The sequence below is a fragment of the Phycicoccus sp. CSK15P-2 genome (genome assembly GCF_016888005.1).
In the GTDB taxonomy this organism is placed as follows: domain Bacteria; phylum Actinomycetota; class Actinomycetes; order Actinomycetales; family Dermatophilaceae; genus Phycicoccus.
In genome coordinates, this window is record NZ_JAFDVE010000035.1 from 1 (window position 1) to 26,636 (window position 26,636).

The 26,636-nt window shown below is 75.1% G+C and carries 23 protein-coding genes; 18 read left to right on the plus strand and 5 right to left on the minus strand.

All coding sequences use genetic code 11. The annotated features are described in order from the left end of the window. Positions 1 to 143 precede the first annotated feature (143 nt). The gene (locus tag JQN72_RS17490) at positions 144 to 869 is read right to left on the minus strand and encodes a DUF2510 domain-containing protein (protein ID WP_204136421.1); all 726 of its coding nucleotides are present in this window, start codon (positions 867 to 869) and stop codon (positions 144 to 146) included. Between the two features lie 271 nt (positions 870 to 1,140). Between JQN72_RS17490 and JQN72_RS17495 the strand changes: the two genes are divergently transcribed. The 4 genes from JQN72_RS17495 to JQN72_RS17510 all read left to right on the plus strand — a co-directional run bounded on the left by JQN72_RS17495 (position 1,141) and on the right by JQN72_RS17510 (position 4,455). Continuing rightward, positions 1,141 to 1,437, plus strand: coding sequence for a GNAT family N-acetyltransferase (locus JQN72_RS17495; RefSeq protein ID WP_204136422.1), 297 nt, complete (start codon positions 1,141 to 1,143; stop codon positions 1,435 to 1,437). 140 nt (positions 1,438 to 1,577) lie between these two features. Beyond that, positions 1,578 to 2,726: a sigma-E factor regulatory protein RseB domain-containing protein gene (locus JQN72_RS17500; protein WP_204136423.1), complete on the plus strand. Its 1,149-nt coding sequence runs from the start codon at positions 1,578 to 1,580 to the stop codon at positions 2,724 to 2,726. Next, on the plus strand, positions 2,723 to 3,646 hold the full coding sequence (locus tag JQN72_RS17505; RefSeq protein ID WP_204136424.1) for an ABC transporter ATP-binding protein: 924 nt from the start codon (positions 2,723 to 2,725) through the stop codon (positions 3,644 to 3,646). Before JQN72_RS17500 ends, JQN72_RS17505 begins: the two co-directional genes overlap by 4 nt. Further along, positions 3,643 to 4,455 (plus strand): ABC transporter permease, encoded by an 813-nt coding sequence (locus tag JQN72_RS17510; protein WP_204136425.1) that lies wholly within the window; start codon positions 3,643 to 3,645, stop codon positions 4,453 to 4,455. Before JQN72_RS17505 ends, JQN72_RS17510 begins: the two co-directional genes overlap by 4 nt. Here the strand turns inward: JQN72_RS17510 and JQN72_RS17515 are convergent. Further along, positions 4,445 to 5,251 carry a triacylglycerol lipase gene (locus tag JQN72_RS17515; protein WP_204136426.1) on the minus strand — a complete coding sequence of 269 codons (807 nt, stop codon included), beginning with the start codon at positions 5,249 to 5,251 and terminating at the stop codon, positions 4,445 to 4,447. The two genes, JQN72_RS17510 and JQN72_RS17515, sit on opposite strands and share 11 nt — an antisense overlap. Before the next feature lie 99 nt (positions 5,252 to 5,350). Between JQN72_RS17515 and JQN72_RS17520 the strand changes: the two genes are divergently transcribed. The 6 genes from JQN72_RS17520 (at position 5,351) to JQN72_RS17545 (ending at position 11,273) form a co-directional block, all read left to right on the plus strand. Beyond that, positions 5,351 to 5,509: a DUF2256 domain-containing protein gene (locus JQN72_RS17520; RefSeq protein ID WP_204136427.1), complete on the plus strand. Its 159-nt coding sequence runs from the start codon at positions 5,351 to 5,353 to the stop codon at positions 5,507 to 5,509. Between the two features lie 20 nt (positions 5,510 to 5,529). Beyond that, a complete protein-coding gene (locus JQN72_RS17525; protein ID WP_204136443.1) occupies positions 5,530 to 6,012 on the plus strand; it encodes a metallophosphoesterase in 483 nt (160 codons plus the stop codon). Between the two features lie 85 nt (positions 6,013 to 6,097). Continuing rightward, positions 6,098 to 7,309, plus strand: coding sequence for a sensor histidine kinase (locus JQN72_RS18630; RefSeq protein ID WP_204136428.1), 1,212 nt, complete (start codon positions 6,098 to 6,100; stop codon positions 7,307 to 7,309). Beyond that, complete coding sequence (locus tag JQN72_RS17535; protein WP_204136429.1) at positions 7,306 to 8,010, plus strand: response regulator transcription factor; 705 nt, start codon at positions 7,306 to 7,308, stop codon at positions 8,008 to 8,010. The genes JQN72_RS18630 and JQN72_RS17535 overlap by 4 nt, the downstream gene beginning before the upstream one ends. A gap of 66 nt (positions 8,011 to 8,076) precedes the next feature. Continuing rightward, positions 8,077 to 8,838: an ABC transporter ATP-binding protein gene (locus JQN72_RS17540; protein ID WP_204136430.1), complete on the plus strand. Its 762-nt coding sequence runs from the start codon at positions 8,077 to 8,079 to the stop codon at positions 8,836 to 8,838. Beyond that, on the plus strand, positions 8,835 to 11,273 hold the full coding sequence (locus JQN72_RS17545; RefSeq protein WP_204136431.1) for an FtsX-like permease family protein: 2,439 nt from the start codon (positions 8,835 to 8,837) through the stop codon (positions 11,271 to 11,273). Before JQN72_RS17540 ends, JQN72_RS17545 begins: the two co-directional genes overlap by 4 nt. 79 nt (positions 11,274 to 11,352) lie before the next feature. Here the strand turns inward: JQN72_RS17545 and JQN72_RS17550 are convergent, their stop codons facing one another. Further along, the gene (locus JQN72_RS17550) at positions 11,353 to 12,336 is read right to left on the minus strand and encodes a YafY family protein (RefSeq protein WP_204136432.1); all 984 of its coding nucleotides are present in this window, start codon (positions 12,334 to 12,336) and stop codon (positions 11,353 to 11,355) included. 54 nt (positions 12,337 to 12,390) lie between these two features. On the opposite strand from JQN72_RS17550, the gene JQN72_RS17555 reads away from it, so the two are divergent. Together JQN72_RS17555 and JQN72_RS17560 are read left to right on the plus strand one after the other, a co-directional pair. Further along, positions 12,391 to 12,966: a dienelactone hydrolase family protein gene (locus JQN72_RS17555; protein ID WP_204136433.1), complete on the plus strand. Its 576-nt coding sequence runs from the start codon at positions 12,391 to 12,393 to the stop codon at positions 12,964 to 12,966. Positions 12,967 to 13,054: 88 nt separating this feature from the next. Then, on the plus strand, positions 13,055 to 15,985 hold the full coding sequence (locus JQN72_RS17560; protein WP_204136434.1) for a BTAD domain-containing putative transcriptional regulator: 2,931 nt from the start codon (positions 13,055 to 13,057) through the stop codon (positions 15,983 to 15,985). A gap of 18 nt (positions 15,986 to 16,003) precedes the next feature. Here the strand turns inward: JQN72_RS17560 and JQN72_RS17565 are convergent, their stop codons facing one another. Both JQN72_RS17565 and JQN72_RS17570 read right to left on the minus strand, forming a co-directional pair. Further along, positions 16,004 to 16,660 carry a helix-turn-helix transcriptional regulator gene (locus JQN72_RS17565; RefSeq protein WP_204136435.1) on the minus strand — a complete coding sequence of 219 codons (657 nt, stop codon included), beginning with the start codon at positions 16,658 to 16,660 and terminating at the stop codon, positions 16,004 to 16,006. Positions 16,661 to 16,695: 35 nt separating this feature from the next. Continuing rightward, on the minus strand, positions 16,696 to 18,180 hold the full coding sequence (locus JQN72_RS17570) for a LysM peptidoglycan-binding domain-containing protein (RefSeq protein ID WP_204136436.1): 1,485 nt from the start codon (positions 18,178 to 18,180) through the stop codon (positions 16,696 to 16,698). A gap of 197 nt (positions 18,181 to 18,377) precedes the next feature. Between JQN72_RS17570 and JQN72_RS17575 the strand changes: the two genes are divergently transcribed. The 6 genes from JQN72_RS17575 (at position 18,378) to JQN72_RS17600 (ending at position 26,511) form a co-directional block, all read left to right on the plus strand. After that, the gene (locus JQN72_RS17575) at positions 18,378 to 18,677 is read left to right on the plus strand and encodes a WXG100 family type VII secretion target (protein ID WP_204136437.1); all 300 of its coding nucleotides are present in this window, start codon (positions 18,378 to 18,380) and stop codon (positions 18,675 to 18,677) included. 102 nt (positions 18,678 to 18,779) lie between these two features. Further along, positions 18,780 to 23,324, plus strand: coding sequence for an FtsK/SpoIIIE domain-containing protein (locus JQN72_RS17580; RefSeq protein WP_204136438.1), 4,545 nt, complete (start codon positions 18,780 to 18,782; stop codon positions 23,322 to 23,324). Next, a complete protein-coding gene (locus JQN72_RS17585; RefSeq protein WP_204136439.1) occupies positions 23,324 to 23,605 on the plus strand; it encodes a hypothetical protein in 282 nt (93 codons plus the stop codon). Before JQN72_RS17580 ends, JQN72_RS17585 begins: the two co-directional genes overlap by 1 nt. A gap of 28 nt (positions 23,606 to 23,633) precedes the next feature. Further along, positions 23,634 to 25,088 (plus strand): hypothetical protein, encoded by a 1,455-nt coding sequence (locus JQN72_RS17590; protein WP_204136440.1) that lies wholly within the window; start codon positions 23,634 to 23,636, stop codon positions 25,086 to 25,088. A 38-nt stretch (positions 25,089 to 25,126) separates the two neighbouring features. After that, positions 25,127 to 25,864: a hypothetical protein gene (locus tag JQN72_RS17595; RefSeq protein ID WP_204136441.1), complete on the plus strand. Its 738-nt coding sequence runs from the start codon at positions 25,127 to 25,129 to the stop codon at positions 25,862 to 25,864. After that, positions 25,861 to 26,511 (plus strand): hypothetical protein, encoded by a 651-nt coding sequence (locus JQN72_RS17600; protein ID WP_204136442.1) that lies wholly within the window; start codon positions 25,861 to 25,863, stop codon positions 26,509 to 26,511. The genes JQN72_RS17595 and JQN72_RS17600 overlap by 4 nt, the downstream gene beginning before the upstream one ends. Positions 26,512 to 26,636 lie beyond the last annotated feature (125 nt).

The following is a 26,636-nucleotide window of genomic DNA, read 5'->3' on the forward strand; positions in this document are numbered from 1 at the left end:
TTCAACCACCTCAAACACCACCGCGGCTTCGCCACCCGCTACGACAAGCTCGCCGTCCGCTACGCCGCCACCGTCCACGTCGCCAGCATCGACCACTGGCTGCGACGACTTTCGTAACAGGCCCTAGGCGGGCCCGCGGCCGCTCAGAACTGGGTCTCGACGGTGACCGGGGCGCCGGTGTCGGGGTCGCCGAACATCGGGATGCACGTGGCGTCCGCCGAGTCGGCGCCGTCCTCGCGGATCGCCGTGCACAACGTGTCGACCGTGCCCTCGCCGTCCGTTCCGCGGAAGGACAGCGAGAAGTAGGCCGGGATGTCTCGGTCGTCGTCGAAGGAGATCGTCATGCCCTCGATGGCGTGCCCGACGGTCTGGTCGGCGACCTCCCACCCGGGCTCCACGGACCCACCGGGGATGTCGAAGCCGTCGCCGACGCCGACCTCGAAGGTCTGGCCCTCGGGCAGGTCGGTGGGCAGGTCGCTCGGGAAGTCGCTCGGCAGCTCGGTGGGCAGACCGCTCGGGATGGCCGAGCGGGCCTCGTCCACGACGCGGTCGGCGGTGCGTGCGAAGAAGAAGACCGCGGCGACGGCACCGGCCGCGAGGAGCAGGGCGATGACGACACCACCGATGAGGCAGCCTTTGAGGCCCTTGCTCATCCCCTGCTGCTGTTGCGGCTGCCAGCCCGTGCCCGTGCCCTGGTAGGCCGCGCCGCCCGGGTGGGCGACGCCCGGACCGCCCTGGGTGCCGGCCGCGGGCAGCGCCTGGGTGGCGCCCTCGACCGCGGGGTCGCGGTAGTGGTCGGTCCACTGCCGCCCGTCCCACCAGCGGTCGCGGCCGTCGGGCTGGGGGTGCCATCCGGGGGGTGCGCTCATGACGTCGTGTCCTCCTCGGCCGCCGAGCCTCGGCGGGCCTGCGCCCAGGCTAACGGCGTCGCACGACGACCCGACGACCCGCGGGACCTCCGGGAGGGCCGTGGCGACGCTGCGCGGGTGACGCCGGAGCACGCGATCAGTACCTCCAGGAGCATGTCGCCGCTGCAGGTGGCGGAGCTCGGTGCGGTCCGTCCCCCATCCGAGCACGGCGCCGCCTGGGGCCATCGTCCGACGCGACGGGTGTGAGCATGGACTCCGGAGGTGGTGCGACATGGCCGACGTGGACGTCGAGGTCTCCCGGTCCGAGCGCGGCTGGGTGGCCCGGGTCGGGGGCCGGGAGGTCGGTGCGCTGCTGGCGCGCGAGAGCCGGGACGGCTCCGCCGTCGTGCTCGTGCACACCGAGGTCGCGGACGGCGCCGAGGGGATGGGTGTCGGCGGGGCCCTGGTCCGCACGGCGGTGGACGCCCTGGCGGTGCAGGACCGGGCGGTCCGCCCCGACTGCCCGTTCGCGGCCGAGTGGCTGCGCCGCCACCCCGAGCACCCGGTCCGGGTCGTCCACCACGGCTGACCGGGCCCTGTCCCCAACGGCCTTCGCGGAGCCAGATGCCGGTTCGCCGCGACCGCGCATGACCGTCGTCGTTCGACAGCCCACCCGACGTGGACCATCGGACGGGTGGTTTCTCCCAGGTGCGCGGGTGAGACTGCGGCATGAGCACCGTCGTGACGCCCGCCGCGCGCGCCCGGTGGGCCGTGGTCGTCCTCGGCACCGCCGCCCTCGTCAGCGTCCTCGGGTTCGGGCCGCGGGCCGTGGCCGCCCTGGGTGTCACCCCTACCGAGCTCGAGCCGCAGGCCGTCGCCGCCCGCGCGGCGGCCTCGGCCGACGTGCCCTACTCCGCCACCGGGGAGAGTCGGGGCGCGCTGGCGCTGCCGGACCTGCGTGGCTTCGGGGACCTCGCCTCCCTGCTCGGCGACACGACCCAGACCCGGACGTGGTGGGGTGACGAGGCGCACTGGCGGGTCGACGTCGTCGACGTCACCGGGGAGCGGGACACCTACGGGCTCCCCCGCTCGGTGTGGACCTGGGACTATGGCCGCCGAGAGCTCGTCACCGTCACCGGAGGGGCCACCGCCCGCCTGCCGCGGGCCGACGACCTCCTGCCGCCGCAGGCGACCCGCCGGCTCCTTGCGGCGGTCGGTCCGGACGACGCCGTGACCGCCCTGCCGCCGCAGCGTGTGGGCGGTCGCACCGCCGACCGGGTCCGGGTGAGCCCCGGGGACGGACGGAGCACGATCGCGCGGGCGGACGTGTGGGTCGACCGGGAGACGGGGCTGCCGCTGCGCCTCGTCGTCGTGGGAACCGACGGGTCGGACGCGCTCACGACCGAGCTGTCCCGGGTCACGGTCGGCCGGCCCGACCCCGCGGTGCTCACCCCGCCGGCGGCGCCGGGAGCCGAGCGCGAGCTGCGCACCGCACCGGACCTCGTGGGGCGCGTGGCCCAGGCGAGCCGGTGGCTCCTGCCGCCCTCCCTCGCCGGCCTCCCCGTGACCCCCGGGCGCCAAGCGCCGGGCGACGTCACGACGTACGGCACCGGGCTCGTCCGGGTCGCCGTCCTGCCCCTGCCCCCGGACGTGGCCCGGGACGTCGTGGGCGGGGCGACCTCGGCCGGGTCGGTCGTCGAGGAGGTGCCCGACGGGCGGCTGGTGCGGATCGGCTCGAGCCTGCTCAACGCCGTTCTCGCGACCTCCGCGGACGGCCGCCGGGCCTACGTCGTCACCGGGCTCGTCGACCCCGGCCTGCTCGACGAGGCGGCCGCGGACCTGCTGGACGCCGAGCCGGAGGGGCGGGGACCACGATGAGCGACGACGTCGTCGTGACCCGCTCCCTGACGAAGCGCTTCGGCCACGTCACGGCGGTGGACGGCCTCGACCTGGCCGTCCACGACGGCGACCGGTACGGCTTCCTCGGCCCGAACGGGTCGGGGAAGACGACGACCGTGCGGATGCTGCTCGGCCTCGTCCACGCCACGAGCGGGGAGGTGGAGATGCTGGGCCGCGCCATGCCGCGGCACGCCCACGAGGTGCTTCCCCAGGTGGGTGCCCTCGTCGAGGGGCCGGGCGCCTACGGCCACCTGACCGGCCGCGCGAACCTGCGGCTGCTCGACGCCGCGGGGCCGGCCGGAGGCCCCCCTCTCGCCGACGGGGCGGGCTCCCGGCGGACCCGTGCCCGGCGGGTCGACGCCGTCCTGGAGCGGGTGGGCCTCGCCGACGTCGGGCGTCGGCCGGTGCGGGCGTACTCGCTCGGGATGCGCCAGCGCCTCGGGCTGGCCGCCGCGCTCCTGCGGGGCCCGCGGCTGCTGGTCCTCGACGAGCCGACCAACGGCCTCGACCCGCGCGGCATCGCCGAGGTCCGCGACCTGCTGCTCGAGCTCAACGCGCAGGGCACGACGGTCTTCCTCTCGAGCCACCTCCTGGCCGAGGTCCAGCTCTTCTGTACCCGGGTCGGGGTCCTGCACCGCGGCGGTCTCGTCGCGCAGGACCACCTGGGGGCCCTGCGCGGCCCCACCGGCCGCACCCTCGTGCGGGTGGACGACGTGGCGGCCGGCGCCCGGGCGCTCGGGCTGCCCCCGCCGGAGCGGCGGGGCGAGGGCGAGCTCGTCCTCGACGGCACGAGCGTCGCCGCGGCCGCCGACACCCTGGTGCGTGCCGGAATCGGCGTCCTCGAGGCCGCACCCGAGCGGCGCACTCTGGAGGAGTCCGTCCTGAGGCTGACCTCGTGATCCGCGTCGAGCTCCGCAAGCTCGTCAGCCGCCCCCGCACGTGGGTGAGCATCGGGCTGCTCTGCCTGCTGCCGGTCGTCGTCGCGGTGTTCCTCGCCGTCACCGGCATCGCACCCCGGCCCGGCCAGGGCCCCACCCTGCTCGCCGCCGTGCTCGGCAACGGCGCGCTCTACCCGGCCGCCGCGCTCGGCATCGTCCTGCCCTTCTTCCTGCCCATCGCGGTGGCGGTGCAGGCCGGCGAGGCCGTCGCGGGCGAGGCGTCGGCAGGGACCCTGCGCTACCTGCTCGTGCGGCCCGTCGGCCGCACCCGGCTGCTCGTCGCCAAGCTCGTCTCGGTGCTCGTCTACACCCTGCTGGCGGTGCTCGCGGTCGCGGTCGTCGGCTACGTCACCGGCATCAGCCTGCTCGGCAACTCCGGGCAGCTGACGACGACCACCCTGGCCGGGACGACGCTCACGCCGGCGAGCCTGGCGTGGCGGACCGGGGTCATGGTGCTCTACATCGGCTGGTCGATGGTCGGGGTGGCCGCCGTGGCGCTCTTCCTCTCGACCGTGACCGACTCGTCGCTGGCGGCGGCGCTCGGCGGGCTCGCCGTGCTCGTGAGCAGCAGTGTGCTCGTCGCCCTGGACGCGGCGGGCGCGGTGCGGGACTACCTGCCCACCCGGTACTGGCTGGCCTGGGTCGACCTGTTCCGCGACCCGGTTCCGTGGCACGACCTCCAGGCAGGCGTGCTCGTGCAGACCGGCTACGTCGTCGTGCTGCTCGGCGCCGCCTGGGCCAACTTCACGACCCGCGACATCACGAGCTGACCGCGGCGCGGTCGAGCAGCGCGTCCCCCTCGCGGCGCAGGTCGGCGCAGGCGGACGGCGGCACCGGCCCGGGCACGGCGACGGCCAGTGCGCGGGCGACGACCCCGACGACGAGCGGGTCCCGCGGCAGACCGCCGTGGGTGGTCCCGGCGTCGGGGCAGACCGCCTGGAGCCGGACGTCCACCGCACCGGCCAGCCGCGCCGACGACGCCGGTGTCACGACCTCGTCGGCGTCGGTGCGCACGCTGACCCACCGGGGACCGCGGGGTGTCTCCGGCAGCCCGGCCAGCAGGTCACTGCCGGCGGCCAGCTGCCGGCACGCCTCGGGACAGGACGGGCCAGCGAGCACCGCCCCCAGGCTCGCCACCTCGGTCCCGTGGTGCGGGGAGCCCAGGGTGACCACGCGTCGGGCGCGGTCCGCGCCGCCCAGGTCCGCGGCCCAGAGGCGCGCCACGACACCGCCGGCGGAGTAGCCGACGACGTCGACCGACGGGGCGCCGCCGGACAGTGCGTCGTCCACTGCACGGTCCAGCGCCTCCGCCTGCTCGCGCAGGTCCCCGCGCCCGTCGCCCACCGGCGCGACGACCGCGGCACGCCGACCGCCGGCCTCGAGCGCGGCGGCGAGCGGGGCCAGCGACCCGGTGTCGCCTCCGTAGCCCGCGACGAGGAGGACCGGCCCCGGCTCGTCCTGCGGGACGCCGCCCGGGCCGAGCCGGGCCCAGCCGACCACCCCGGCGACGGCCAGGACGACTGCGGCGACCAGGCCGACGAGCGCCGCCCGCCGACGCGGGCTCATGGACGGGCTCGGGGTCGCACACCACCGATCCTACGAGCGGTCCCCAGCCCCACCCCGTCGTCGGTCGCGGCCCGCGAGGGCGCCACTAGGCTCGAGGCCATGCCCCGGATGCGCCGGAAGGCCGATCTGCCCACGAAGACCTGCGCGACGTGCGGGCGGCCCTTCACCTGGCGCCGGACGTGGGCGGACGACTGGGAGCAGGTGCGCTACTGCTCCCAGGCCTGCCGTCGCGGCCGGGTCACGGAGCCGCCGGCGTGACCGGCACCGACGTCGTCCTCATGAGCGACACCCACCTGCCGCGACGGGCCAAGGACCTGCCGGCGCCGTTGTGGGAGGCGGTCGAGGCCGCCGACCTCGTCGTCCACGCCGGCGACTGGGTCGACGTCGCGACACTCGACGCCCTCGAGTCCCGCAGCGCCCGGCTGCTCGCCTGCTGGGGCAACAACGACGGCGACGACCTGCGGGCCCGCCTGCCCGAGGTCGCGCGGGCGACGGTGGAGGGCGTCCGCGTCGCGGTGGTGCACGAGACCGGGCAGAAGCAGCGGCGCGAAGAGCGGATGCGGGCGCAGTACCCGGACGTCGACCTCCTCGTCTTCGGGCACAGCCACATCCCGTGGGACACCGAGCACGACGGTCTACGGCTGCTCAACCCCGGGTCCCCCACCGACCGACGCCGCCAGCCGGACTTCACGTGGATGACGCTGCGGCTCGACGCCGGTCGGGTCCGGGACGTCGAGCTGCACCGGCTTTCCCCCCGCTGACCCGCCGCATCGGGAGTCGGGAGGACTGACCGGAGTCCGACCGTGGTCTGATGTGCCGCCTCCCCGACCTCCCTAGGCTGGACCGGTGAACACGCAGGCCGTCTACGACTGGCCCCGTCGGCACCCGCTCGTCGTCGACGGGGTCGTCGCGGTCCTCGTCTTCCTCGTCTTCGGCCTGACGGTCGTCGGCGGCATCGACGTCGGCTACGACCGCACCGGGGTCCCGGAAGCAGTGCTGGCCGTCACGATGACCCTCGTCCTCGTGCTGCGCCGGCTCAGGCCGGTGCTGACCTTCACCGTCGTGTCGCTCGCCTGCCTCGTCCAGCTGTTCGTCTGGCCGGACGCGCTGCCCTCCGACATCGCGTTCCCCATCGCCACGTACGCCCTCGCCGCGTACGCCGAGAGCGGCCGGGTGCGGCTCGCCGGGCTGGGCGTGGCGGTGCTCGCCGGCGTCCTCGGGCCCCTCGTCTGGGGTGGGGGCATGTCCGCGGGCTTCTTCGTCACGGCCCTCTTCACCGGGGGCATCGCCGTCGTCTCGTGGATCGCCGGGGACCTCGTGCGCAGCCGGCGTGCGGTGCTCGCCCGGCTCGCCGACCAGAACGCCGCGCTCCTGCGCGAACGCGAGCAGCGCGAGCAGCTCGCCGCCCAGCGCGAGCGCTCCCGCATCGCCCGGGACATGCACGACGTCGTCGCCCACGGGCTGAGCGTCATCGTCGTCCAGGCCGACGGCGCGGCCTTCGCCGCGCGGCACGCCCCCACCTGGGACCGCGAGCAGGCCGCCGAGACCCTCGAGACCCTCGCGGCCACCGCCCGGGCCGGGCTCGCCGAGACCCGCCACCTCGTCGGTCTGCTCCGGCGCGACGACGTCACCGCCCCGGACGACGACTACACCCCCATGGCCGGGCTCGACGAGCTCGGCGGGCTCGTCGACCGGGTGCGCGAGGCCGGGCTGGACGTCGACCTCGCCCTCGACCGCGCTGCCCCGGGAGACACCCCCACCGACACCTCGCTCGCCGTGTACCGGATCGCCCAGGAGTCGCTCACCAACGTCCTCAAGCACGGCGGCCCCGGCGCGCGCGCCGCGGTGCGCCTGGACCACACCCCGGACGGCCTCGTGCTCGAGGTCAGCGACGACGGCCGGGGCGCCGCCGCCGACGTCGCGACCGACGGCGGGAGCGGGCTGGTCGGGATGCGCGAGCGGGCCGTCGCCGTCGGCGGCTCCCTCGAGGCCGGCCCACGGCCCGAGGGCGGGTACCGGGTCCGCGCCCTGCTGCCGACCACGGAGGTGACGCCATGAGCGAGAGCCCGATCCGCGTCGTCCTCGTCGACGACCAGGAGCTCGTGCGCGCCGGGTTCCGCATGGTCCTGGACACCCAGCCCGATCTCGACGTCGTCGGCGAGGCGGGCGACGGCTCCGAGGCCCTCGAGCTCCTCTCGAGGCTCGCTGCCGACGTCGTCCTCATGGACATCCGGATGCCGCACACCGACGGCGTCACCGCCACCCGCGAGCTCCTCGCCCGGCCCGGCCCGGTGCCGCGCGTCGTCGTCCTCACGACGTTCGACCTCGACGAGTACGTCTACGCCGCACTGCGGGCCGGTGCGTCCGGCTTCCTCCTCAAGGACTGCGGCCCGGCCGAGCTCCTCGCGGCCGTCCGGGCCGTCCACCGCGGCGACTCCGTCCTCGCCCCGAGCGCCACCCGCCGGCTGCTCGAGCACGTGGCCGAGGGCCTCCCGAGCACCGGCGAACCCGGCGCCCCCAGCGCGGACGACACCCGCCGCGAGCGCCTCGACCCGCTCACGGCCCGCGAGGTCGAGGTGCTCACCGCGGTCGGCGAAGGCCTGACGAACGCCGAGATCGCGAGCACCCTCTTCATGGCGGAGGCCACGGTCAAGACCCATGTCGGGCGCATCCTCAGCAAGCTCGAGCTGCGCGACCGCGTGCAGATGGTCGTTCTCGCGTACGAGACGGGGCTCGTCGAGGTACGACCCCGGTCGTAGCCGGCACCCGCAGGCAGGGACCACGGTCCGATGTGCCCGGGCGGCGCGCCACGCGACGGTGGGTGCATGACCACGACAGGGACACCGCTCACCACCACGACCACGGCCGCCCGCACCGTCGGGCTCGTCAAGGAGTACGGCTCCGGGCCGCACGCCGTCCGCGCCCTCGACGGCATCGACGTCAGCTTCGGCACCGGCGAGTTCACCGCGATCATGGGCCCGTCCGGCTCCGGCAAGTCGACCCTCATGCACCTGCTCGCCGGGCTGGACACCGCGACCTCCGGACACGTGCTCCTCGGCGGCACCGACCTCTCCCGGATGTCGGACCGTGAGCTCGCGGTGCTGCGCCGCACCCGGGTCGGCTTCGTCTTCCAGGCCTTCAACCTGCTGCCCATGCTCACCGCCCGGCAGAACATCACCCTCCCGCTCAAGCTCGCCGGCCGCCGCCTCGACCACGCGTGGCTCGACCTCGTGACGACGACGCTCGGGCTGGACGAGCGGCTCGAGCACCGGCCGAGCGAGCTGTCCGGTGGCCAGCAGCAGCGGGTAGCGATGGCGCGCGCCCTGATGACCCGCCCCGACGTCCTCTTCGCCGACGAGCCGACCGGTGCGCTGGACTCCCGCACGAGCGCCGAGATGCTCGCGTTCCTGCGCCGCTCGGTCCGCGAGTTCGGCCAGACCGTCGTCATGGTGACCCACGACCCGGGTGCCGCGGCCGCCGCCGACCGGGTCGTCCTCCTGCGCGACGGCCGTCTCGCCGGTGAGCTGCGCGACCCGTCCCGCGAGGACGTCCTCGAGGCGATGGGCGGCCTGGGGGCGACGGCATGACCGGCCTCACCCTCGCCACCCTGCGCACCCAGGCGCGCCGCTACGTCGGCCCGGGCCTCGCGGTGCTCCTCGGGGTCGCGTTCGTCGCGACCACCCTGACCCTCAGCGCGACGCTCACCGCGAGCGTGCGGACCGCGGCCTCCGGCGACCTCGGGGCCTGGGCCGCCGTCGTGTCGGCGGCCGAGGGCGACGGGCCGGAGACGCTGCCGGAGAGCGCGCTCGAGCGCGTCGGTGACCTCCCCGAGGTCGGCGACGTGAGCGCGGAGCGCAGCGGCGTGCTCGTCCACGACGCCGTGTCGGACGTCTTCCTCGTGACCACCGCGCCCGCGGACGAGAGGCAGCTGCCCGTGGAGTCCGGCCGGATGCCCGCGTCGACGGGCGAGGTCGCCGTCTCGACCGACGTCGCCACCTCGCTCGGTCTCGGCGTCGGGGACCGGTTCAGCACGCCGCGGGGCGGCGCCACGGTCGTCGGCGTCGTCGACACCTCCGAGGACCCCCGTGCCACCGGGCTCGGGACGGTCGTGGCGACCGCCGACGAGGTCACGGCGCTCACCGGCGTCGAGGGATGGACCGAGCTGCGCGCCGACGCCGCGGACGGGGTGCCCGACGCGGCCGCCGTCGAGGCGGTGCGGACCGCCCTCGGGTCCGAGGCGACGGTGCGGACCGGCGCCGAGGCCGCGGACGCCGCCGTCCAGCAGATGACCGGCGGGCGGGACGTCCTCACCGGCTTCCTCCTCGCCTTCGCCGCGGTCGCGCTGCTCGTGTCGGCGATCGTCATCGCTAACACCTTCTCCGTCCTCCTCGCCCGACGGGCGCGCGAGACGGCGCTGCTCCGGGCCGTCGGGGCCACCCGCGCCCAGGTCCTGCGCTCGGCCCTGCTCGAGGCGGTCGTGCTCGGCCTCGGCGCCTCGCTCGTCGGGGTCGGCGTCGGGGCGCTGGCCGCGCGCGGTCTGGCCGCGGCGTCCTCCGCGTCCGGCCTGGGCATCCCGCTGACGACCTTCACCGTGCCCCTCTCGGCGGTCGTCGTGCCGACCCTCGTCGGGGTGGTCGTCACGATGGCGGCGGCTCTCGTGCCGGTCGTCCGGTCCGCCCGCATCTCCCCGATGGCGGCCCTGCGTCCGGATGCCGCCGTCACGGCCCGCTCGCGGGCCGGGCGGGTGCGGATCGGCCTCGGGCTGCTCGGCGTGCTCGGCGGTGGGGCGATCCTCGCCGCCGGGGCGACCGCCGGGGTGCTGCCGCTCGGTGTGCTCGGCGGGGCGGTCAGCTTCGTCGGCGTGCTGCTCGCCGGCAGCGTCCTCGTCCCGGCCGTGGCGCGCCTCGTCGGCTCGATGCCGGCGCGAGCCGCCGGCATCCCGGGTGAGATGGCCCTCGAGAACACGGTCCGGCATCCGGCCCGGGCCGCCTCCACCGCGTCGGCGCTGCTCGTCGGCGTGACCCTCATCGTCATGATGTCGGTCGGCGCGGCCACGGGGCAGCGCTCGGTCACCGGCTCCCTCGACGACCGGTTCTCGGTCGACGTCGCCGTCGTCGCGACCTCCGGCGACCTCGGTCCGGGTGTCGTGCGGCAGATGGACGACATCGACGGCGTCGTCGCGAGCGCCGACCTCCCCGGGGTGCGCACCGACGTCGGCGACGTCACCGACCAGCAGGTGGTCGGCATCCCGAGCAGCGCGGCGGACGTCGTCCGCGGCGACGGCCTGGGCGGCCTGGCGCCGGGCGTGCTGCTCGCCGCACGCGAGTCGGCGGACGCCGCCGGGCTGACCGACGGTGCGCGCACCACGCTCTCCGTCGGCGGCCACGACGTGCCGCTCACCGTCCGTGTCTCGGACGACGCCCCGGTGTCGTTCGCCGTCACCACGGAGGACCTGCGGACGCTCGCGCCGGACGCCGGGACCCGCACGGTGCTGCTCCGGCTCGCGCCGGACGCCGACGCCTCGGGTGCGGTCGCGCAGGCCAAGGCGGTCGTCGCGGGAACCGGTGCGGCCGTCTCCGGCGGGGCCCCGATGCGCGCCCAGCTGGAGGAGGTCGTCGACACCCTGCTCCAGGTCGTCACGGCGCTGCTCGCGGTCTCGGTCGTCATCGCCGTCGTGGGCATCGGGACGTCGCTGTCGCTGTCGGTCATCGAGCGCACCCGCGAGCTCGCGCTCGTCCGGGCGCTCGGGCTGACCCGCCGTCAGCTGCGCGGGATGCTCGCGGGCGAGGCCGTGCTGCTCGCCGTCGTCGCGACCGTCGTGGGCTCGGTGCTCGGGACCGTCTACGGGCTGGCCGGGCCGATGAGCCTGTTCGGCGGCTCGGTGCCGGTGGTTCTCGACGTGCCGTGGGACCGGCTCGGTCTCGTGGCCCTGGCGGCCGTCGTCTGCGGCCTGGCCGCCTCGGTGCTCCCGGCCCGGCGCGCGAGCCGCATCGCCCCGGCCGCCGCCCTCGCCGACGACTGACCACCACTTTTTCGCCTGGTGCCGGAACCTTCGGCTTCGCACCCCGAAGTTCGGGGTGCGAGGTCGAAGGTTCCCGCCGTCAGGTGGCCGGCTCGTGGCCGGCCGCGCCGGGGGCGTCCGCGGCGTCGGCCAGACGGGACGCGAGCGCCGCGACCGCCTCGCGCAGCTCCGGGCCACCGACGACCCGGAACGGTGCGGGCAGCCGGGTGAGGTCCTGGGCGTAGCCGGCGGCGTTGCTCGTACTGCCGACGAGCCGGGTCGTGTGCCCGTCGACGGCCTCGAGGCGTCCCATCGTCCGGGGCAGCCAGGCCAGGTCGTCGAGGGGTGCGTCGACGACCACCTCGGTCGGATGCTCCCAGCCGCTGCCGAGGTTCTCCTCGACCGCCGCCACGGCATCCAGGTCCGGCGGCGGACCGAAGCCGTCGTCCAGGGCCTCGACGTCGCGGACGCGGTCGACCCGGTAGGTCCGCACCTCCCCCGACCGCAGCGACCGGCACAGCAGGTACCACCGGCTGTGCCGTACCACCACCGCCCACGGCTCGACGTCCGTCGTGAACTCCCGGCCCGCCTCCGAGCGGTAGCCGAGGCGGACCACGCGCCGCTCGGCGCGAGCCCGCACCAGCGCGACGGTCGTGGCCGGGTCCGGACGGGCGGCTCCGCGGTCGGGTGCCGCGGCCGTCGCGCGGCGGACGTCGTCGGCAGGTGCGGCGACGTGCCGGGGCATCGCCCGCAGCAGCTTGGCGACCGCCGCGCCGACGGGGTCGTCCGGGTCCGACGCCGCGTGATGGCCGTCGAGCACCGCCATGACGAGCCCGAGCGCCTCGGCGCTGCTGAAGACGAGCGGCGGCAGGCGGGTGCCCCGGCCGAGCCGGTACCCGCCCCCGGGACCGCGCGCCGACTCGACGGGGATCTCGGCCTGCCGCAGGATGCCGACGTACCGGCGCACGGCTCGCGCGGTGACCCCGAGGCGCTCGGCCAACCGCTCGGCGGTGATGCCGGGGCTGTCCTGGATGGCCTCCATCGTGATGAGGGCCCGGGCGGCCGGGGTCGTGTCGGGGCGCACCACCCCATCCTGTTGCGGACGCCGGTCGTCCGCAATGACCCCTACGGTCGGCACATGACGGACATCCTGCTCCTGCACCACATCCAGGGCCTCACCCCTGGCGTGCGCGCCCTGGCCGACGCCCTGCGCGCCGGAGGGCACACCGTGCACACTCCGGACCTCTTCGAGGGACGCACCTTCGACTCCATCGACGAGGGCTTCGAGTACGCACGGAACCGCGGTTTCGACACGGTCGCCGCACCGGCCCTCGCCGCCGCGGACGACCTGCCGGACGGTCTCGTCGTCGCGGGCATCTCGTTCGGGGTGATGGGCGCCACCCGGATCGCCGTCGAGCGCCCCGGCGTCGCCGGCCTGCTGTGCTACGAGGGATTCGCCGACCCGGCTCAGCTCGGGACGTGGCGGGACGGCGTGCCCGCGCAGGTGCACGGCATGGACGGCGACCCGTTCTTCGCCGGGGAGGGCGACCTGGACGCGGCCCGGGCCTTCGCGGACGGACGCCCCGAGGTCGACGTGTTCACCTACCCGGGCTCGGTGCACCTCTTCCTCGACAGCTCGCTGCGGTCCCACGACCCGGCGGCGACACAGCTCGTCGTGGAGCGCTCGCTCACCTTCCTCGCCGGGCTCACCTGACCGAGACCTCTGCACGCTCGAGGGGCGCGACGCCGCGATCGTCCATACGATGACGGTGCGCTCGATCCGACCATGCAGGGGGTGATCAATGAGCGCCCCGGTCATCCGGGTGGAGATGCTGGCTGCCTTGCGCGTGCTCGTCGACGGCGAGGAGGTCGATCTCGGCCCACCGAAGCAGCGGGCCGCGTTCCTGGCCCTCGCGGCCGACGCCGGTTCCGTGGTCCCCCGAGACGTGCTCGTCGACCGGGTGTGGGGCGAGCGGGTGCCCGCGACCGCCACCGGCAGCCTGCACACGTACGTCTCCGGCCTGCGCCGCGCGCTCCGGGCCGCCGGCGACCCCCTCTCCAGCAGCGACACCGGCTACGCGCTGGTGGTCGACGACGACGCGGTCGACCTCCGCCGCGTCCAGCGTCTGACGGAGGAGGCCGGCGCTGCCCGCGCCGACGACCACCCGGACACCGCGGTCGCCATCCTCGACGACGCACTGACGAGCTGGCCGCCGGGTCCGGTCCTCCCCGGCCTCCCGGGGCCGTTCGCCGAGCAGCAGCGCGGCCGGCTGGCCGACCTGCGGGTCCGCCTCCTCGTCGAGCGGGCCGAGATGCTCCTCGCCGGTGCCACGGCAGGCGGGGACGCACACGGGAGCCCCGTCCTGGCCGCGGCAGCCGGCGAGCTGGCCCAGCACGTGGGCGACCATCCCTTCGACGAGCGGATGCGCCGGAGCCTCATGGTCCTGCTCCACCGCGTCGGCCGCACCGCGGACGCCCTGGCGCAGTACCAGGACCTGAGGGACGGTCTCGCTCGTGAGCTCGGGCTCGACCCGGCCCCGGAGACACGGGCGGTCCAGGCCGTCCTGCTCCGGAGCGAGGAGGACCCGCCGCACCTGCCGGTCGTCGAGACCCCCCGGGAGCAGAGCACGCCGGCCCCCGGAGCGCACGAGCCCGCCCTGGCCCGACAGCTCCCGCCCCCGCTGGCCGGCTTCGTCGGACGCGCCGACAGCGTCGAGGAGATGGTCCGGGCCGCGGCGGCGGCCGGAGACCGGCCTCGCCGTGTCGTCATGGTCGTGGGCGTCGGCGGGATCGGGAAGACGGCGCTCGCCCTGCACTGCGTCCGGCTGCTCCACGAGCAGTACCCGGACGGCGTCCTCCACCTCAACATGCGCGGCTTCGACCCCACCCACCCCGCGCTGGACCCGGCCCAGGCACTGCACCGTCTGCTCCGCTCGCTCGGGGTCACCACGGTTCCCGACGCGCACGACGACCGGGTCGCGCTGTGGCGCAGCACCATGGCGGAGCGCCGGATGATCGTGCTGCTCGACAACGCCAAGTCCGCCGACCAGGTCGAGGACCTGCTTCCCGGCTCACCGGGATGCTTCGTCGTCGTCACGAGCCGCAACCGTCTCAGTGCCCTCGCGGTCCGGCACGGCGCCCGCCGGGTCACGCTGGGGCCGCTGTCCACCACCGAGGCCGCCCAGCTGCTCGGCGAGGCGGTGGGCCCGGAGCGGGTGGCCGCCGAGCCGTCCGCCGTGGGCCGCCTGACGACGCTCTGCGACGGCCTGCCCCTCGCGCTGCGGGTCGCGGCCGAACGGGTGGAGGCCGATCCCTCGGCACCGCTCGCGGTGCTCGTCGCCGGGCTCGAGGACGAGCGGCACCGGCTCGACACGCTCCAGCTCGAGGACGACGAGCTCTGCTCGGTCCGCGCGGCGCTCTCCTGGTCGGTCGCCGCTCTCGACGACGCGGGCGTCCGCGCCTTCCGCCTCCTCGGGGTCCTGCCGGGGACGAGCCTGACGTCCCTGTCGGCCGGGGCACTGCTCGACCTCCCGCCCCGGAGGGCGCACACCGTGCTGGACACCCTGGCGGCCCATCACCTGGTGCAGCGCAACGGGAGCCGGTTCACGATGCACGACCTCACCCGGGCCTACGCCGGAGAGCTGGCCGAGCAGCACCTCACGGAGGCGGAGAGGGACGCCGCGCGGGCCCGCCTCTCCGGATGGTACGTCGCGAGCATGTCGACGACCCACACCCTGGGCGCCGCACCGCTGCCCTTCGAGGTCCCCCAGCCGCCGGCCCACGAGATCCCGACGCTCGACGACGAGGGCGAGCTCCTGCTCTGGTGCAGCGAGGAGTGGCCGAACCTCCGGCCCATCATCGCGGTCGCCCGACGCACCGGGAACCACGCACACACCTGGCAGCTGGCGTACCTGCTCTTCCACTACTTCTACACGGCAGGTGCCCTGGGCGACTGGGTGGACGTCCTGCGGTCCGCGTTGCGCTCCGCGACCGCTCTCGGCGACCGCCTCGGACAGGCCGCCCTGCTCAACCACCTGAGCGTCGCGTCCTCCCGCCGCGGGGAGAACGGGGACGCCGTCCGGCACCTGCGGCGTGGCCTCGAGCTGCTCGACGCCCAGGAGCACCGGCTCTACCGGGTCAGCCTCCTCGGCAACCTCGCCTCGACCCTGCGCGAGGCGAAGCACTACCAGGCCGCACTGCCCTACGCCCACGAGGCGCTCGAGCTCGCCACCCGGTCGGGCTCCGCGTACTACGCGACCGCGACACACGACGTGCTCTGCGAGCTGCTGGCCGAGCTCGGCCAGTACGAGCTGGCGCTGCAGTACGGGCAGGCGGGGCTGCTCCGGGGGCGGGACGGCGGCAGCGTGATCCACCAGGCCAACCTGCTCGTCACCCTGGGCGTGGCCGAGCAGGGCCTCGGACGGCCCGCGCGAGCGCGCGAGCACTTCCGGCGCGCCGAGGAGCTGGCGCGGCAGGTGGGAGACCGATACCACGAGGCCCGCGCGTTGTTCGGCCTGGCACGCACCGCCCGCTCCCAGCCGGACGTCGCCGTGCCCCTCGCCGAACGGGCGCTGGCGCACTTCCACGAGCTCGCCTCCGAGGAAGGCGACGAGGTCAGGGCGTTCCTCGACGGGTTCACCCCGAGCGGACGCCGGGCGCGCCGTCCTCTCGAGGACCACGACCGTCGTCGAGAGCGAGAGGTCATGGGTGACGTCGAGGCACCGGGAGCATGACCCCCCGCCGACGACGGGTCACCCCGCGCGGCGGGTGAGCGGGGGTGGTGCGGCGGCCTCGACGACGACCGGACGGTCACCGTCCCGCTGCCACACCAGGACCGCCTCGACCCGGCTCGTGACGCCCAGCTTGACGAAGATGCGGTTGACGTGGTTCTTCACGGTCTTCTCCGTGAGATGGAGCCGGTCGGCGATCTCGGAGTTCCGGGCGCCGCGGGCGACCCAGCCCATGACCTCCCGCTCCCTCGGGGACAGCGTGCGGGGCGTGCCCCCGGCCGCGTCGTCGGGGTCGGGTGCGACGACGAGCGGTGGGGCGTCGACCGGCTCGAGGTCGTCGTGGGCGTCGGCCTCGGCGCCCGGGCGCACCCCCGCCGACCGCTCCGACTCGCGGGCCACGAGCGCCAGCCGGTAGGGCGTCACCGCCGGCCCACGGCCGCCGGTCCGCCCGGTCGCGGGTGGCCCCAACAGCTGGGCGAGCACGTCCCCCAGGGCACCGGCCGAGGGGACCGCGCCATCGCCGGTCCCCACGGTGAGCTCGATGACCGGCAACCGGTCGACGTGGACGTGCAGGTTCTTCGCCGCGAACGCCCGCCGGACGCGGTCGAGGACCTCCGGGCAGCTGATGGCGATCTGGAGGTGTGTCTGCGGCACGGTCGCCGAGTGGTGAGCGGTCATGGCGACAGCATGGCCACGGCCTCTTCACGCGTCCTTCACGCCCGCTCCACACGGGCCTCCGGCAGCGCCGCCATGACCACGGGCTCGTCCAGCAGAGGCGTCGTGACCCGCCCGGAGCCGTCGCACGTGAAGCGCCACCGGGCGTCACGCAGCCCGCCCAGGACGACGACGCCCCACCGTGGCCCCACCGTCCCACCCGCGAGGGCGGTGACGCGCTCGAGGTCCCGGCCCCTCGGCGCCCGGGCCAGGACGACCATGCCTGCGGGGGCACCGTCGACGACGTCGTCGAGCCCACCGACATCGGCGATGTCGACGACCTTCGACCCGGCGGGCACCGGCGCGGCGACGGCGACCCGCACGACGCGGACCTCGCGGGACCACGGGTTCGTCGTCAGCTCGTGCATCCAGATGTCGAGGAGGTGCCGCTGCCCGGCGCCGTCCCCGTCGACGGCCACGACCCCGCGGGCCCGGGCGAGGTCGACCAGCACCCGGCCCTGGGCGGTGCCACCCACGGTGACGAGCTGGGGCAGGGGGTCGTCCAGCGTGTCGTCCACGGCCGCCGTCTGCAGGTGGCGCAACGAGGAGGCCCAGGTGCGTCCGAAGTCGCGGGCGGCCCACCCGGAGGGGGTCATGTCGTCCGGGCTCAGCAGGCGCAGCGAGAGGTGCTCGGGCCCCACGACCACCATCGCGACCTCGGGCAGGGTCCGGCCCGCGGCACGGCAGGCGGACGCGAGGACCCGCAGTGCGCGGTCCACCATCCAGGAGACCGACGAGTCCAAGGGCGTGGGAGCCGGCGGGCGTTCCCGTCGGCCGGGGCGAAGAGCGCGGTGCGAGCCCGGTGGCCGGGCGGTCGACCGCTCGAGCGCCGCAGGCCGCCTCGGCGCCGGGGGAGCGGCATTCTCGCGGTCTCGACGGCTCCGGAGCGCCAGGACGACGACCAGGGTGGCGACGAGGGCGGCCCCGACGGCCGCGGCGACGACCCACCAGGTGGACGAGAACGCGCCCTCCTCTCCGGACGCCGCCTCGGGGGCCGCGCCCGGAGCGGTCGGCGCAGCGGGCGCGCTCGCCCCCGGCAGCGGTGCGAAGGTCGGCAGAGGGCCGACCCGCACCTCCGGACCGGACGCGTCCGCCGGAAGCTCGAGGACCCACCCCGGCTTGATGACCTCCGGGTCGGAGACGATGAGCCCACCCGGCTGACGGCGGCCCTGGTTGAGCAGGAAGATCTCCATCGCGCGGTCCCCCGAGCCGAGCATCCGCTCGGCGATCTCGTAGAGGAACTCGGGTTCGCCCTCGTACTCGGAGGCGACGATGTAGTACTTCACCTCACCTGTCGGGACCGGGGCCGGGGTGGGCTGGGCCGTGGAGGACGGCGAGGGCGATGCGGACGGGGACGGCGACTCCGCCCCCGAAGCGTCCGTCAGCCCCACGAGGAACAGCGCACCCGCCAGGATCGCCACCAGGGCCCCCCGCGTCGTGCCACGCTCGCTCCGGGTCGGCACTCCGTGCCACCTGGTGCTCATTCCGACGTCTCCTCTCGCCACGACCTCGGAACGATCCTCGGGTCCACCACGGAGTGGTGTCAGGGGCCCGGGACCACGGTCCCGGGTCCGGGGTCCCAACGGTCTGGACCGGCCGACGGAGCCGCTCCTAGCGTCGCTGGCGTTCGTCCGCTCATGTGTCGGGCACCCCGCCCGGCCGACCCCGAAGGGACAGCACCATGCCCAACCTGAACATCACCTACGCCGAGATGTCGGACAGCGCGAGCCGGATGCGCAACAACAAGAACGACATCGACGCCAAGCTCACCGAGTGCAAGAGCATCGTCGACGGCCTCACGTCCTCCGGCTTCGTCACCGACCAGGCGTCCGGCCGCTTCGACGAGGTGCACACCGAGTTCGTCACCTCCGCCAACCAGGTCATGGAGACCCTCGAGCAGCTCTCCCAGTGGCTCGACAAGGCCGTCGAGGCGCTGCGCGACATGGACACCCAGCTCGCCGGCTCGCTCAACGACGGCTGAGCGCCGTCACCGACGAGGCCCACCCCGCCGCCGACGGTCCGTCGGCGGCGGCCCGGGCCCGCTGACCCCCCACCCGTCGACACCGCGAGGAGGTGAGACCCGGTGCCCATCGTCATCACGGTGAGCCACGAGGACGGCCGGTCCCGCGACGTCGTCGTCGACGCGGACCCGGCCACCCCTCTGCGCGACGTCGTCGCGCGGCTCGCCGCGGACCTCGACGGCGGCACCCGGTCACGCCGCGCCCTCCTCGACACCGACGGCCCCGTCCGGATGGCCGGGCGGGTGCTGGACCTCGATACGCCGGTCGCCCGCAGCGGCATCCACGACGGTGCCGTGCTGACCTTCGGCGACGGCCCCGCGGCGGTGCCCGAGCCGACGGGACTGGTCACGGTGCGCGCCGTCGGTGGTGCCGACGCCGGGCAGGTGTGGACCATCGGGCCCGGCGAGCACCTGATGGGCGCCTCGTCCGCGTGCGGACTGCGTCTGCCCGACGGCTACCCGGACGTCCTGGCCCGGCTGCGGGTGAACCTCGACGCCGAGGTCTGCGTCCGGCGCGAGAACGACGACCAGGCCCCGTACGGCCGGCCGTCGCCGCAGGGGGCGGCGGCACGGCTCGACGACACCGACACCCCCGACCGTCTCGACCTCGAGCAGGCGCCCCTCGACGCTGCCGACGCGGTCTGGGGGCCGGGAGCGCAGCTGACCCTGTGGCGCAGCGTCCTCGAGGCGCACCCGGTCGCGCGACCCGATGCCGTGGTCCAGCCGTCCGTCGACAGCGAGCGGCTCGACTACAACCGGCCCCCACGGCTCCTCCCCCCCGAGCGGCACCGTTCTTTCCGACTCCCCGACGAGCCCCAGGCCGCACCCGGGTCCGCCCTCCCGTGGCTCACCGCGCTGCTCCCCGCCGCGTTCGGCGGTCTGATCGCCTTCGTCCTGAGGAACCCGATGTTCCTCATGATGGCCGCGATGACGCCCATCATGATCCTCGGCAGCTGGCTCAACGGCCGGCGTCAGGGCAAGGTCGGGCACCGCCGTCGGATGGCCGAGTACCGCGATGCCCTGGCGGCGACCGAGCAGGACATCGAGGCCGCGCTGCACACCGAGTGTCGCGACCGCCGGGCGGGCAGCCCCGACCCCGCCGAGCTCCTGCTCGTCGCGACCGGGCCCCGGAGCCGGCTCTGGGAGCGCCGGCGCACCGACCCCGACCACCTGCTCGTCCGGGTCGGCCTGGCCGACCTGCCGAGCGAGGTCACCGTCGAGTTCTCCGAGGAGGGCGGCCGCCGCCACCTGGGCCGCCAGCGCCAGGAGCGCGAGCTGCCCGACGTGCCCGTGACGTTCTCGGTCGCCCGCGCAGGCGTCGTGGGGGTGGCCGGCGCCGGCGACTGGCCGCGCACCCTCGCCCGCTGGGTCCTCGGCCAGCTCGCGGTCCTGCAGAGCCCGCGCGACGTCCAGCTGTACCTGCTCACCGACCCCGAGGGGCGCCGCTGGTGGGACTGGGCCACCTGGCTGCCGCACGCGCGCCCCCAGCTGGGTCAGCAGGCCGTCGCCCTCGTCGGGACGGACGCCGAGACCCTGGCCCGGCGGGTGGCGGAGCTCTCCGAGCTCATCGCCGTCCGGCAGCGGATGCGGCTCGACTCGCCGGGGACCACGCAGTTCGCCGACCCCGACATCGTCGTCCTGCTCGACGGCGCCCGCAGGCTCCGGGCCCTGCCCGGGGTGGTGACGATCCTCCAGGAGGGCCCCGCGGTCGGCGTCTACAGCATCTGCCTCGACGCCGACGAGCGCACCCTGCCGGAGGAGTGCGGCACCGTCGTCGTCGCGGTGGGCGACCCGTCCCACCCTCAGGTGTCCCTCCGTCAGCAGCGTGCCCGACAGGTCGACGGCGTGCAGCCGGACGTGGTCGTCGACGACTGGTTCGCGGCCGTCGGCAGGTCGCTGTCCCCGTTGCGCGACGTCAGCGAGACCCACGGGGAGGCCGCCCTGCCGGACAGCTCCCGACTCCTGGACGTGCTGCAGCTCGAGGAGCCCTCGGCGGGTGGGCTCGTCGCCCGGTGGGGGGCCTCCGCAGCGACCACTCGAGCCGTCGTCGGCCACTCCCTCGACGGGCCCTTCGCCCTCGACCTCGCCGAGCACGGGCCGCACGCACTCGTCGCGGGGACCACGGGGTCGGGCAAGTCCGAGTTCCTCCAGACCCTCGTCGCGTCGCTGGCCGTCGCCAACCGCCCGGACGCGATGACCTTCGTCCTCGTCGACTACAAGGGCGGTGCGGCGTTCAAGGACTGCGTGGCGCTGCCGCACACGGTCGGCATGGTGACCGACCTCGACCCGCACCTCGTCGAGCGAGCCCTGGCCTCCCTCACGGCCGAGCTGCGGTACCGCGAGCAGCTCCTCGCCGACGCCGGCGCCAAGGACCTCGACGACTACGTCGACTACGCGACGCACCGTGACGACCTCGTCCCCGTCCCACGCCTGGTCATCGTCATCGACGAGTTCGCCTCGATGGTGCGTGAGCTGCCCGACTTCGTCACGGGGCTCGTCAACATCGCCCAGCGCGGACGGTCGCTCGGCATCCACCTCGTCCTCGCCACCCAGCGCCCGTCCGGTGTGGTGTCGGCGGAGATCCGCGCCAACACCAACCTCCGGGTCGCGCTGCGGGTGACCGACACCGGGGAGAGCACCGACGTCATCGACGCCCGGGACGCCGCGAGTATCTCCGCGGCCCACCCGGGCCGGGGCTACGCCCGGCTCGGTCACAGCTCGCTCATCCCCTTCCAGACCGCCCGGGTCGGAGGTCGGCGTCAACGCACGACGGACGTCGCCGCGCTCCCGGAGCCGTTCCTCCGCGGGGTCGACTGGCTCGACCTCGGGCGGCCGGCACCGACCAGGCCCACCCCGCGCGGCGAGGCCGACGTCGTCACCGATCTCGCGGTGCTCGTGCGTGCGGTCGAGGGCGCGACGCAGGCGCTCGGCATCCCCGCACCGCGCCGGCCCTGGCTCCCACCGCTGCCCGCCACGCCGGTCGCCGAGCTCGCGGGTACTGCCACGCCCGGGCCCCGCGGCGAGCCCGTCTTCGCGTGGGCCGTCGCGGACCGACCCGCCGAGCAGCGCCAGGGCCCGGTGACGGCCGACCTCGCGACGTTCGGGCACCTCCACGTGATCGGGGCACCCCGCTCCGGCAGGTCGCAGGCTCTGCGCACGATCGCCGCGACTGCGGCGGCGGCCAGCAGCGTGGCGGACCTGCATCTGTACGGGCTCGACTGCGGTAACGGCGCCCTGCTGCCCCTGACCCGCCTGCCGCACTGCGGAGCCGTGGTGCAGCGCACCGAGACCGAGCGCGCCGTGCGGCTGCTCGGCCGGCTCCACGAGGAGGTGCTGCGACGCCAGCGCATCCTCGGCGAGGGCGGCTTCGCCGACGTCACCGAGCAGCGCCGGGGCGTGCCGGTCGCCGAGCGCCTGCCCCACGTCATGCTGCTCATCGACCGCTGGGAGGGCTTCACGGGCACGCTCGGCGAGCACGAGGGCGGCGCCCTGACCGAGCGGGTGCACGTGCTCATGCGCGAGGGCGCGAGCGCGGGCGTGCATCTCGTCGTCACCGGGGACCACCAGCTGCTCAGCGGGCGGATGGGGTCGCTGTGCGACGACAAGCTCGTGCTGCGGCTCTCGGACCGCACCGACGCCAGTCTCGCGGGCCTCAACCCGCGCCAGATCCCGGAGAACCTCCCACCGGGCCGCGGGTACCGGACGGCCGGGGCCGTGGAGACGCACGTCCTCCTCCTCACCGGTGACCCGTCCGGGCCCGCCCAGGTTGCCGCCCTGCACACGCTCGGCGAACGTCTCGCGGCACGGGAGTCCGACGTCCCCGACGAGCGTCGGCCGCGTCGGGTCGCGGTCCTGCCGTCCCGGCTCACCTTCGACGAGGCGTGGAGCACCCTGACCGAGCGACGCGCGGGGTCGGACGGCCCGGGCGGCTACGCCCTCCTCGGCGTCGGCGGCGACGAGCTCGAGCCCGTGGGGGCCGACCTCCTCGGCGACCAGCCCACCTTCCTCGTCGCCGGGCCGTCGCGCTCGGGCCGCAGCACCGCGCTCGCCGTGATGACGGAGTCGCTCCTGCGGCACGGCTGCGAGGTCGTCGTCGGCGCACCGTCGGCCTCCCCGATGCGCGCTCTCGAGGGGCGGCCCGGGGTCCGCGGGGTCGTGACGGCCGAGGCGCCGACCGAGGACGACCTCGCGCCGCTGCTCGACCCAGGCGAGGGGCCGGTCGTCCTCGTCGTCGACGACGCCGAGGTCTGGCGGGACGTGCCCGCTCGGGACTGGTTGCGGGCCTATGTCCGCGGCGCGGCCGGCAGGCGCCGCGGCATCGTCCTGGCCGGTGACGTCGGGTCCGTCGCGATGGGGTTCACCGGCTGGCAGGTCGACGTCAAGAAGGGCCGTCGCGGCGCCCTGCTCTCCCCACCGAACCTCGGCGACGGTGACCTCGTGGGCGTCCGGCTCACGCGCTCCGCGCTCGCCGCCCGGGTCGTCCCCGGCTCGGCGCTGGTCCACCTCGGCGACGGCGTCCTCGTCACCGTGCAGGTGCCCCTCCTGGCACCCGAGCCCGCCGCCGCGGTGCTCACCCACTCGACCGCCCCCGACCGATCGGAGCCGTGATGGCAGACATCGTCGTGAAGTCCGACCTCGACAACCTCCTCGGCGACCTCCGCTTCCTCATCTCGGAGTTCCAGGGCGCCCTCGACCTCCAGAACGACGACAAGGGGATCTGGGGGCAGCTGAACGCCAACCTCTCGATGGGTGACTTCGCCTTCAACTGGACGGCCAACCGCGACGCAATGGTCAAGGACATGAAGGCCCTCGAGAAGCAGGTCGAGCAGGTCATCGAGGCCTGGACCGACGCCGACCAGCAGCTCGTCGAGAGCCTGTCCGAGAACTGACCACCGCTCCAGACGTAGAGGACTTCGCATGAGCATCCGCAACCTGGGCGACTGGTCGCCCCTCGACCGAGGGTCGGACCCCATCCATGCCGACCCGGACCAGATCCACGTCTCGCAGGGCCGGTACAAGAACATCGCGACGACCATCGAGGACTCGGTGGCCACCCTGACCAAGATCGTCGAGACGAACAGCGAGTCCCTCGCCGGGCAGTACGTGGACGCGCTGCGGGAGGACGCGCAGTCGCTGCGGGACCGGCTGACCAAGGCGGGCGTGCGCTACAGCGACGTCGCGCGGGAGATCGCGATCTACGAACCCGAGCTCGACCGTGCGCTGCACGAGAGCGCCGGGGCGCTGGAGGACGCCCGGGCCGCCGAGGCCGCCCAGACCAAGGCGGACGCCATGCCGGACCCGCAGGAGGACGAGGACGGTTCCGTCTCCGCGGAGGAACGACAGAAGGGCAGGGACAAGACCGCGGCGCAGGACCGCGCCGACGGCAGCCTCTCGGCCGCCCGGTCCCGCCTCGACTCCGCGCTCGCCGCCCTGGACGTGGCCGGGAAGCGGCTGGGCGACAACGTCAACGAGAAGCGGTACGAGGACGGCCTCACGGACAGCTTCAAGGACAAGCTGGATGCCGTGATGGCCCAGATCAGCAGGATCTTCGCGATCATCGGCATGGTCTTCGCCGTGCTGGCCATCCTCATCCCCGGCGTGAACGTCCTCGTCCTGGGGTCGGTGGTCGCGGGGGCGGTGGCCCTGGTGGCCAACACCGTCCTCTATGCCCATGGGAAGGGCAGCGTGCTCGACGTCGTCCTCGGGGCGGTGGGCCTCGGGCTGGCCGGCGTCGGTGCCGGGCTCTCGCTCGTCGCCAAGGGGATGAGCCAGAGCGCCCAGTCGCTGGCCAGGATCACTCGCGGCTTCCGCACCGTGAACACCCGCCCCCCGCAGCTGAACTTCACGCCCGGAGGAATGGGCCAGAACATCAACCTCGGCCGGATGACGCCCGGCGCGCCGGGTGTCCCCGCCGGCGGCCCGTCCGTCGTGCAGGGCCTCGGCCCGGCGCGGAACATCTCGGTCTTCCCGCCCGTGAACAACTCCGCCACGCAGTGGAGGAACCTCTCGGACTGGTTCAACAACCCGGCCACCAACTGGCTGCTCGGCAAGGGCGGGCAGATCACTCCGGACGTCGGCTTCTGGCGCTCCACAGTGGAGCAGCTCAAGGGAGCCAGGGACATGTGGAAGGGCCTGTTCAGCAACCCCGGGACCTTCGCCAAGGACTGGGCCGGCGTCATCGGGGGCTGGAGCGGGTACCGCGACCTCTCGGCGGTCATGTCGGCCGTCGGTGGCAAGGCCTCTCCGCTGTGGATGGTCTGGGGCGGGTTCAACGGCACGTTCGAGCTCGGCGGCAACCTGGTCTACAACGGCGGCCGGCTCGAGGAGTGGATGCCCTCCGTCAACCCGCCCGGCGTCGCGGAGCAGGGGTGAGCACCATGAGCGTGGCGAGGCCCGGAGGCGGCTCCTCCATGCCCGGCGAGACGGAGGTCGACCTCCTCGCTCTCACCCGGGTGCCGTGGACGTGGGAGTGGGTCCCGAGCGCCCGGGAGCCCGCCGCCCAGCGGGAGGCGTGGGCCGCACACGTGGGCGAGCTGTTCGCCGAGTGGGCCGAGCAGGGCCTCGCCGCCACGCGCGAGCGGTGGCCCGCCGAGGCCGGGGACTTCCCGCTGTCGGGCGAGCATGTCGGGTCGGGAACGGCCGAGTGGCTCCAGGAGCGCGCGGACACGCTGGCGCCGTGGGCGCGGCTGGCCTGGGGGGCGGGCTTCGTCGACTCGCAGGCCCCCCGGTGGGCCCCTGTCCCTGTCGTCGTGGAGTTCTTCGAGCCCTTGGCGAACGACCCCACCTACCTCATGGACGCGATCGGCACCGGAGGGCTCCCGGGCGACGCGCGGGAACCGGTCGTCGACTACTTCGGGACGGCACAGGGGGACGCGGTGCGGGCGTTCGCGCTGACCGGTGGGCCCGACCAGGCTGCCTGCGGACGGCTCGACGCCGCGATGCGCGTCGAGTGGCCGGCCTCGGACGACCGGCCCGCCGCGACGTTCGACGTCGTCGCGCGGACCCGGGTCTTCGACCTCTCGCTGATGGCCGCGATCGGGCCCGGGGTGGAGCAGCTCCTCGAGCTCGTCGCCGCCGACCGGCAGGGCGTGAACGGCCCGGACGCCACCGACGGCGCCTCGACGGGCGCGAAGGAGCAGGACGCATGATCGACATCCAGATGGCCGTCCCGGACGGATGGGTGAGCCTGCCCACCGCGGCAGGGACCGACCGCGAACGGGCGGCGACCATAGAGCTCGTCGTCGCGCACGCCGTGCCCGAGTCCTTGCCCCGTGACCGGGCCGAGCCGTGGCGGCGACAGCTGCGCAAGGAGCTGAGCGCCGCCGCGGACGAGGCCGGTGAGGCCGGGGCGCGCTCGGTGGTCCTACCCGTCGAGGAGTACAACGGCTTCCGTCTGCCCGGCTCGCTGCTCCTCACCGTGCTCGAGGACGACCCGGAGGTCGACGCCGAGCAGATGCTCTCCTCGATCCTCGCCGACGCCGGGCCGCGTGGCCTCTACCTGGAGGTGGGCGGGGCCTCGGCGGTGCGGGTCGAGAGCAGCGTGGACAGCCGGCACATCGGCCGCTCGTCGCCCTCGGTGCGAGTCGTCTACTACGTCTCGCACCCGGAGTCGCCGGGGGTCTGGGGGTTGCTGACCTTCACCGTGCTCACGGACGGCGATGTCGACGCCGCACCTGTGCGCGCGGTCGTGCTGACCTTCGACGCCGTGGTGTCGACCCTGCGCTGGGGCGAGCGCGGGGGGCGGCCCCACGACGGGGCGGCAAGGGGCACGGGCGGTGCCCCGCTCATCGCCTGAGCCCTGCCGACGGCCGGTCCCGTCGGACCGGAACACCCGGAGGTGGGGGGGGGGGGGGGGCCGCCCCCCCCCCCCGGGCCCCCGCCGGGGGGGGGGGGGGGGCGGGGGCGCGGCCCGGGCCCCGG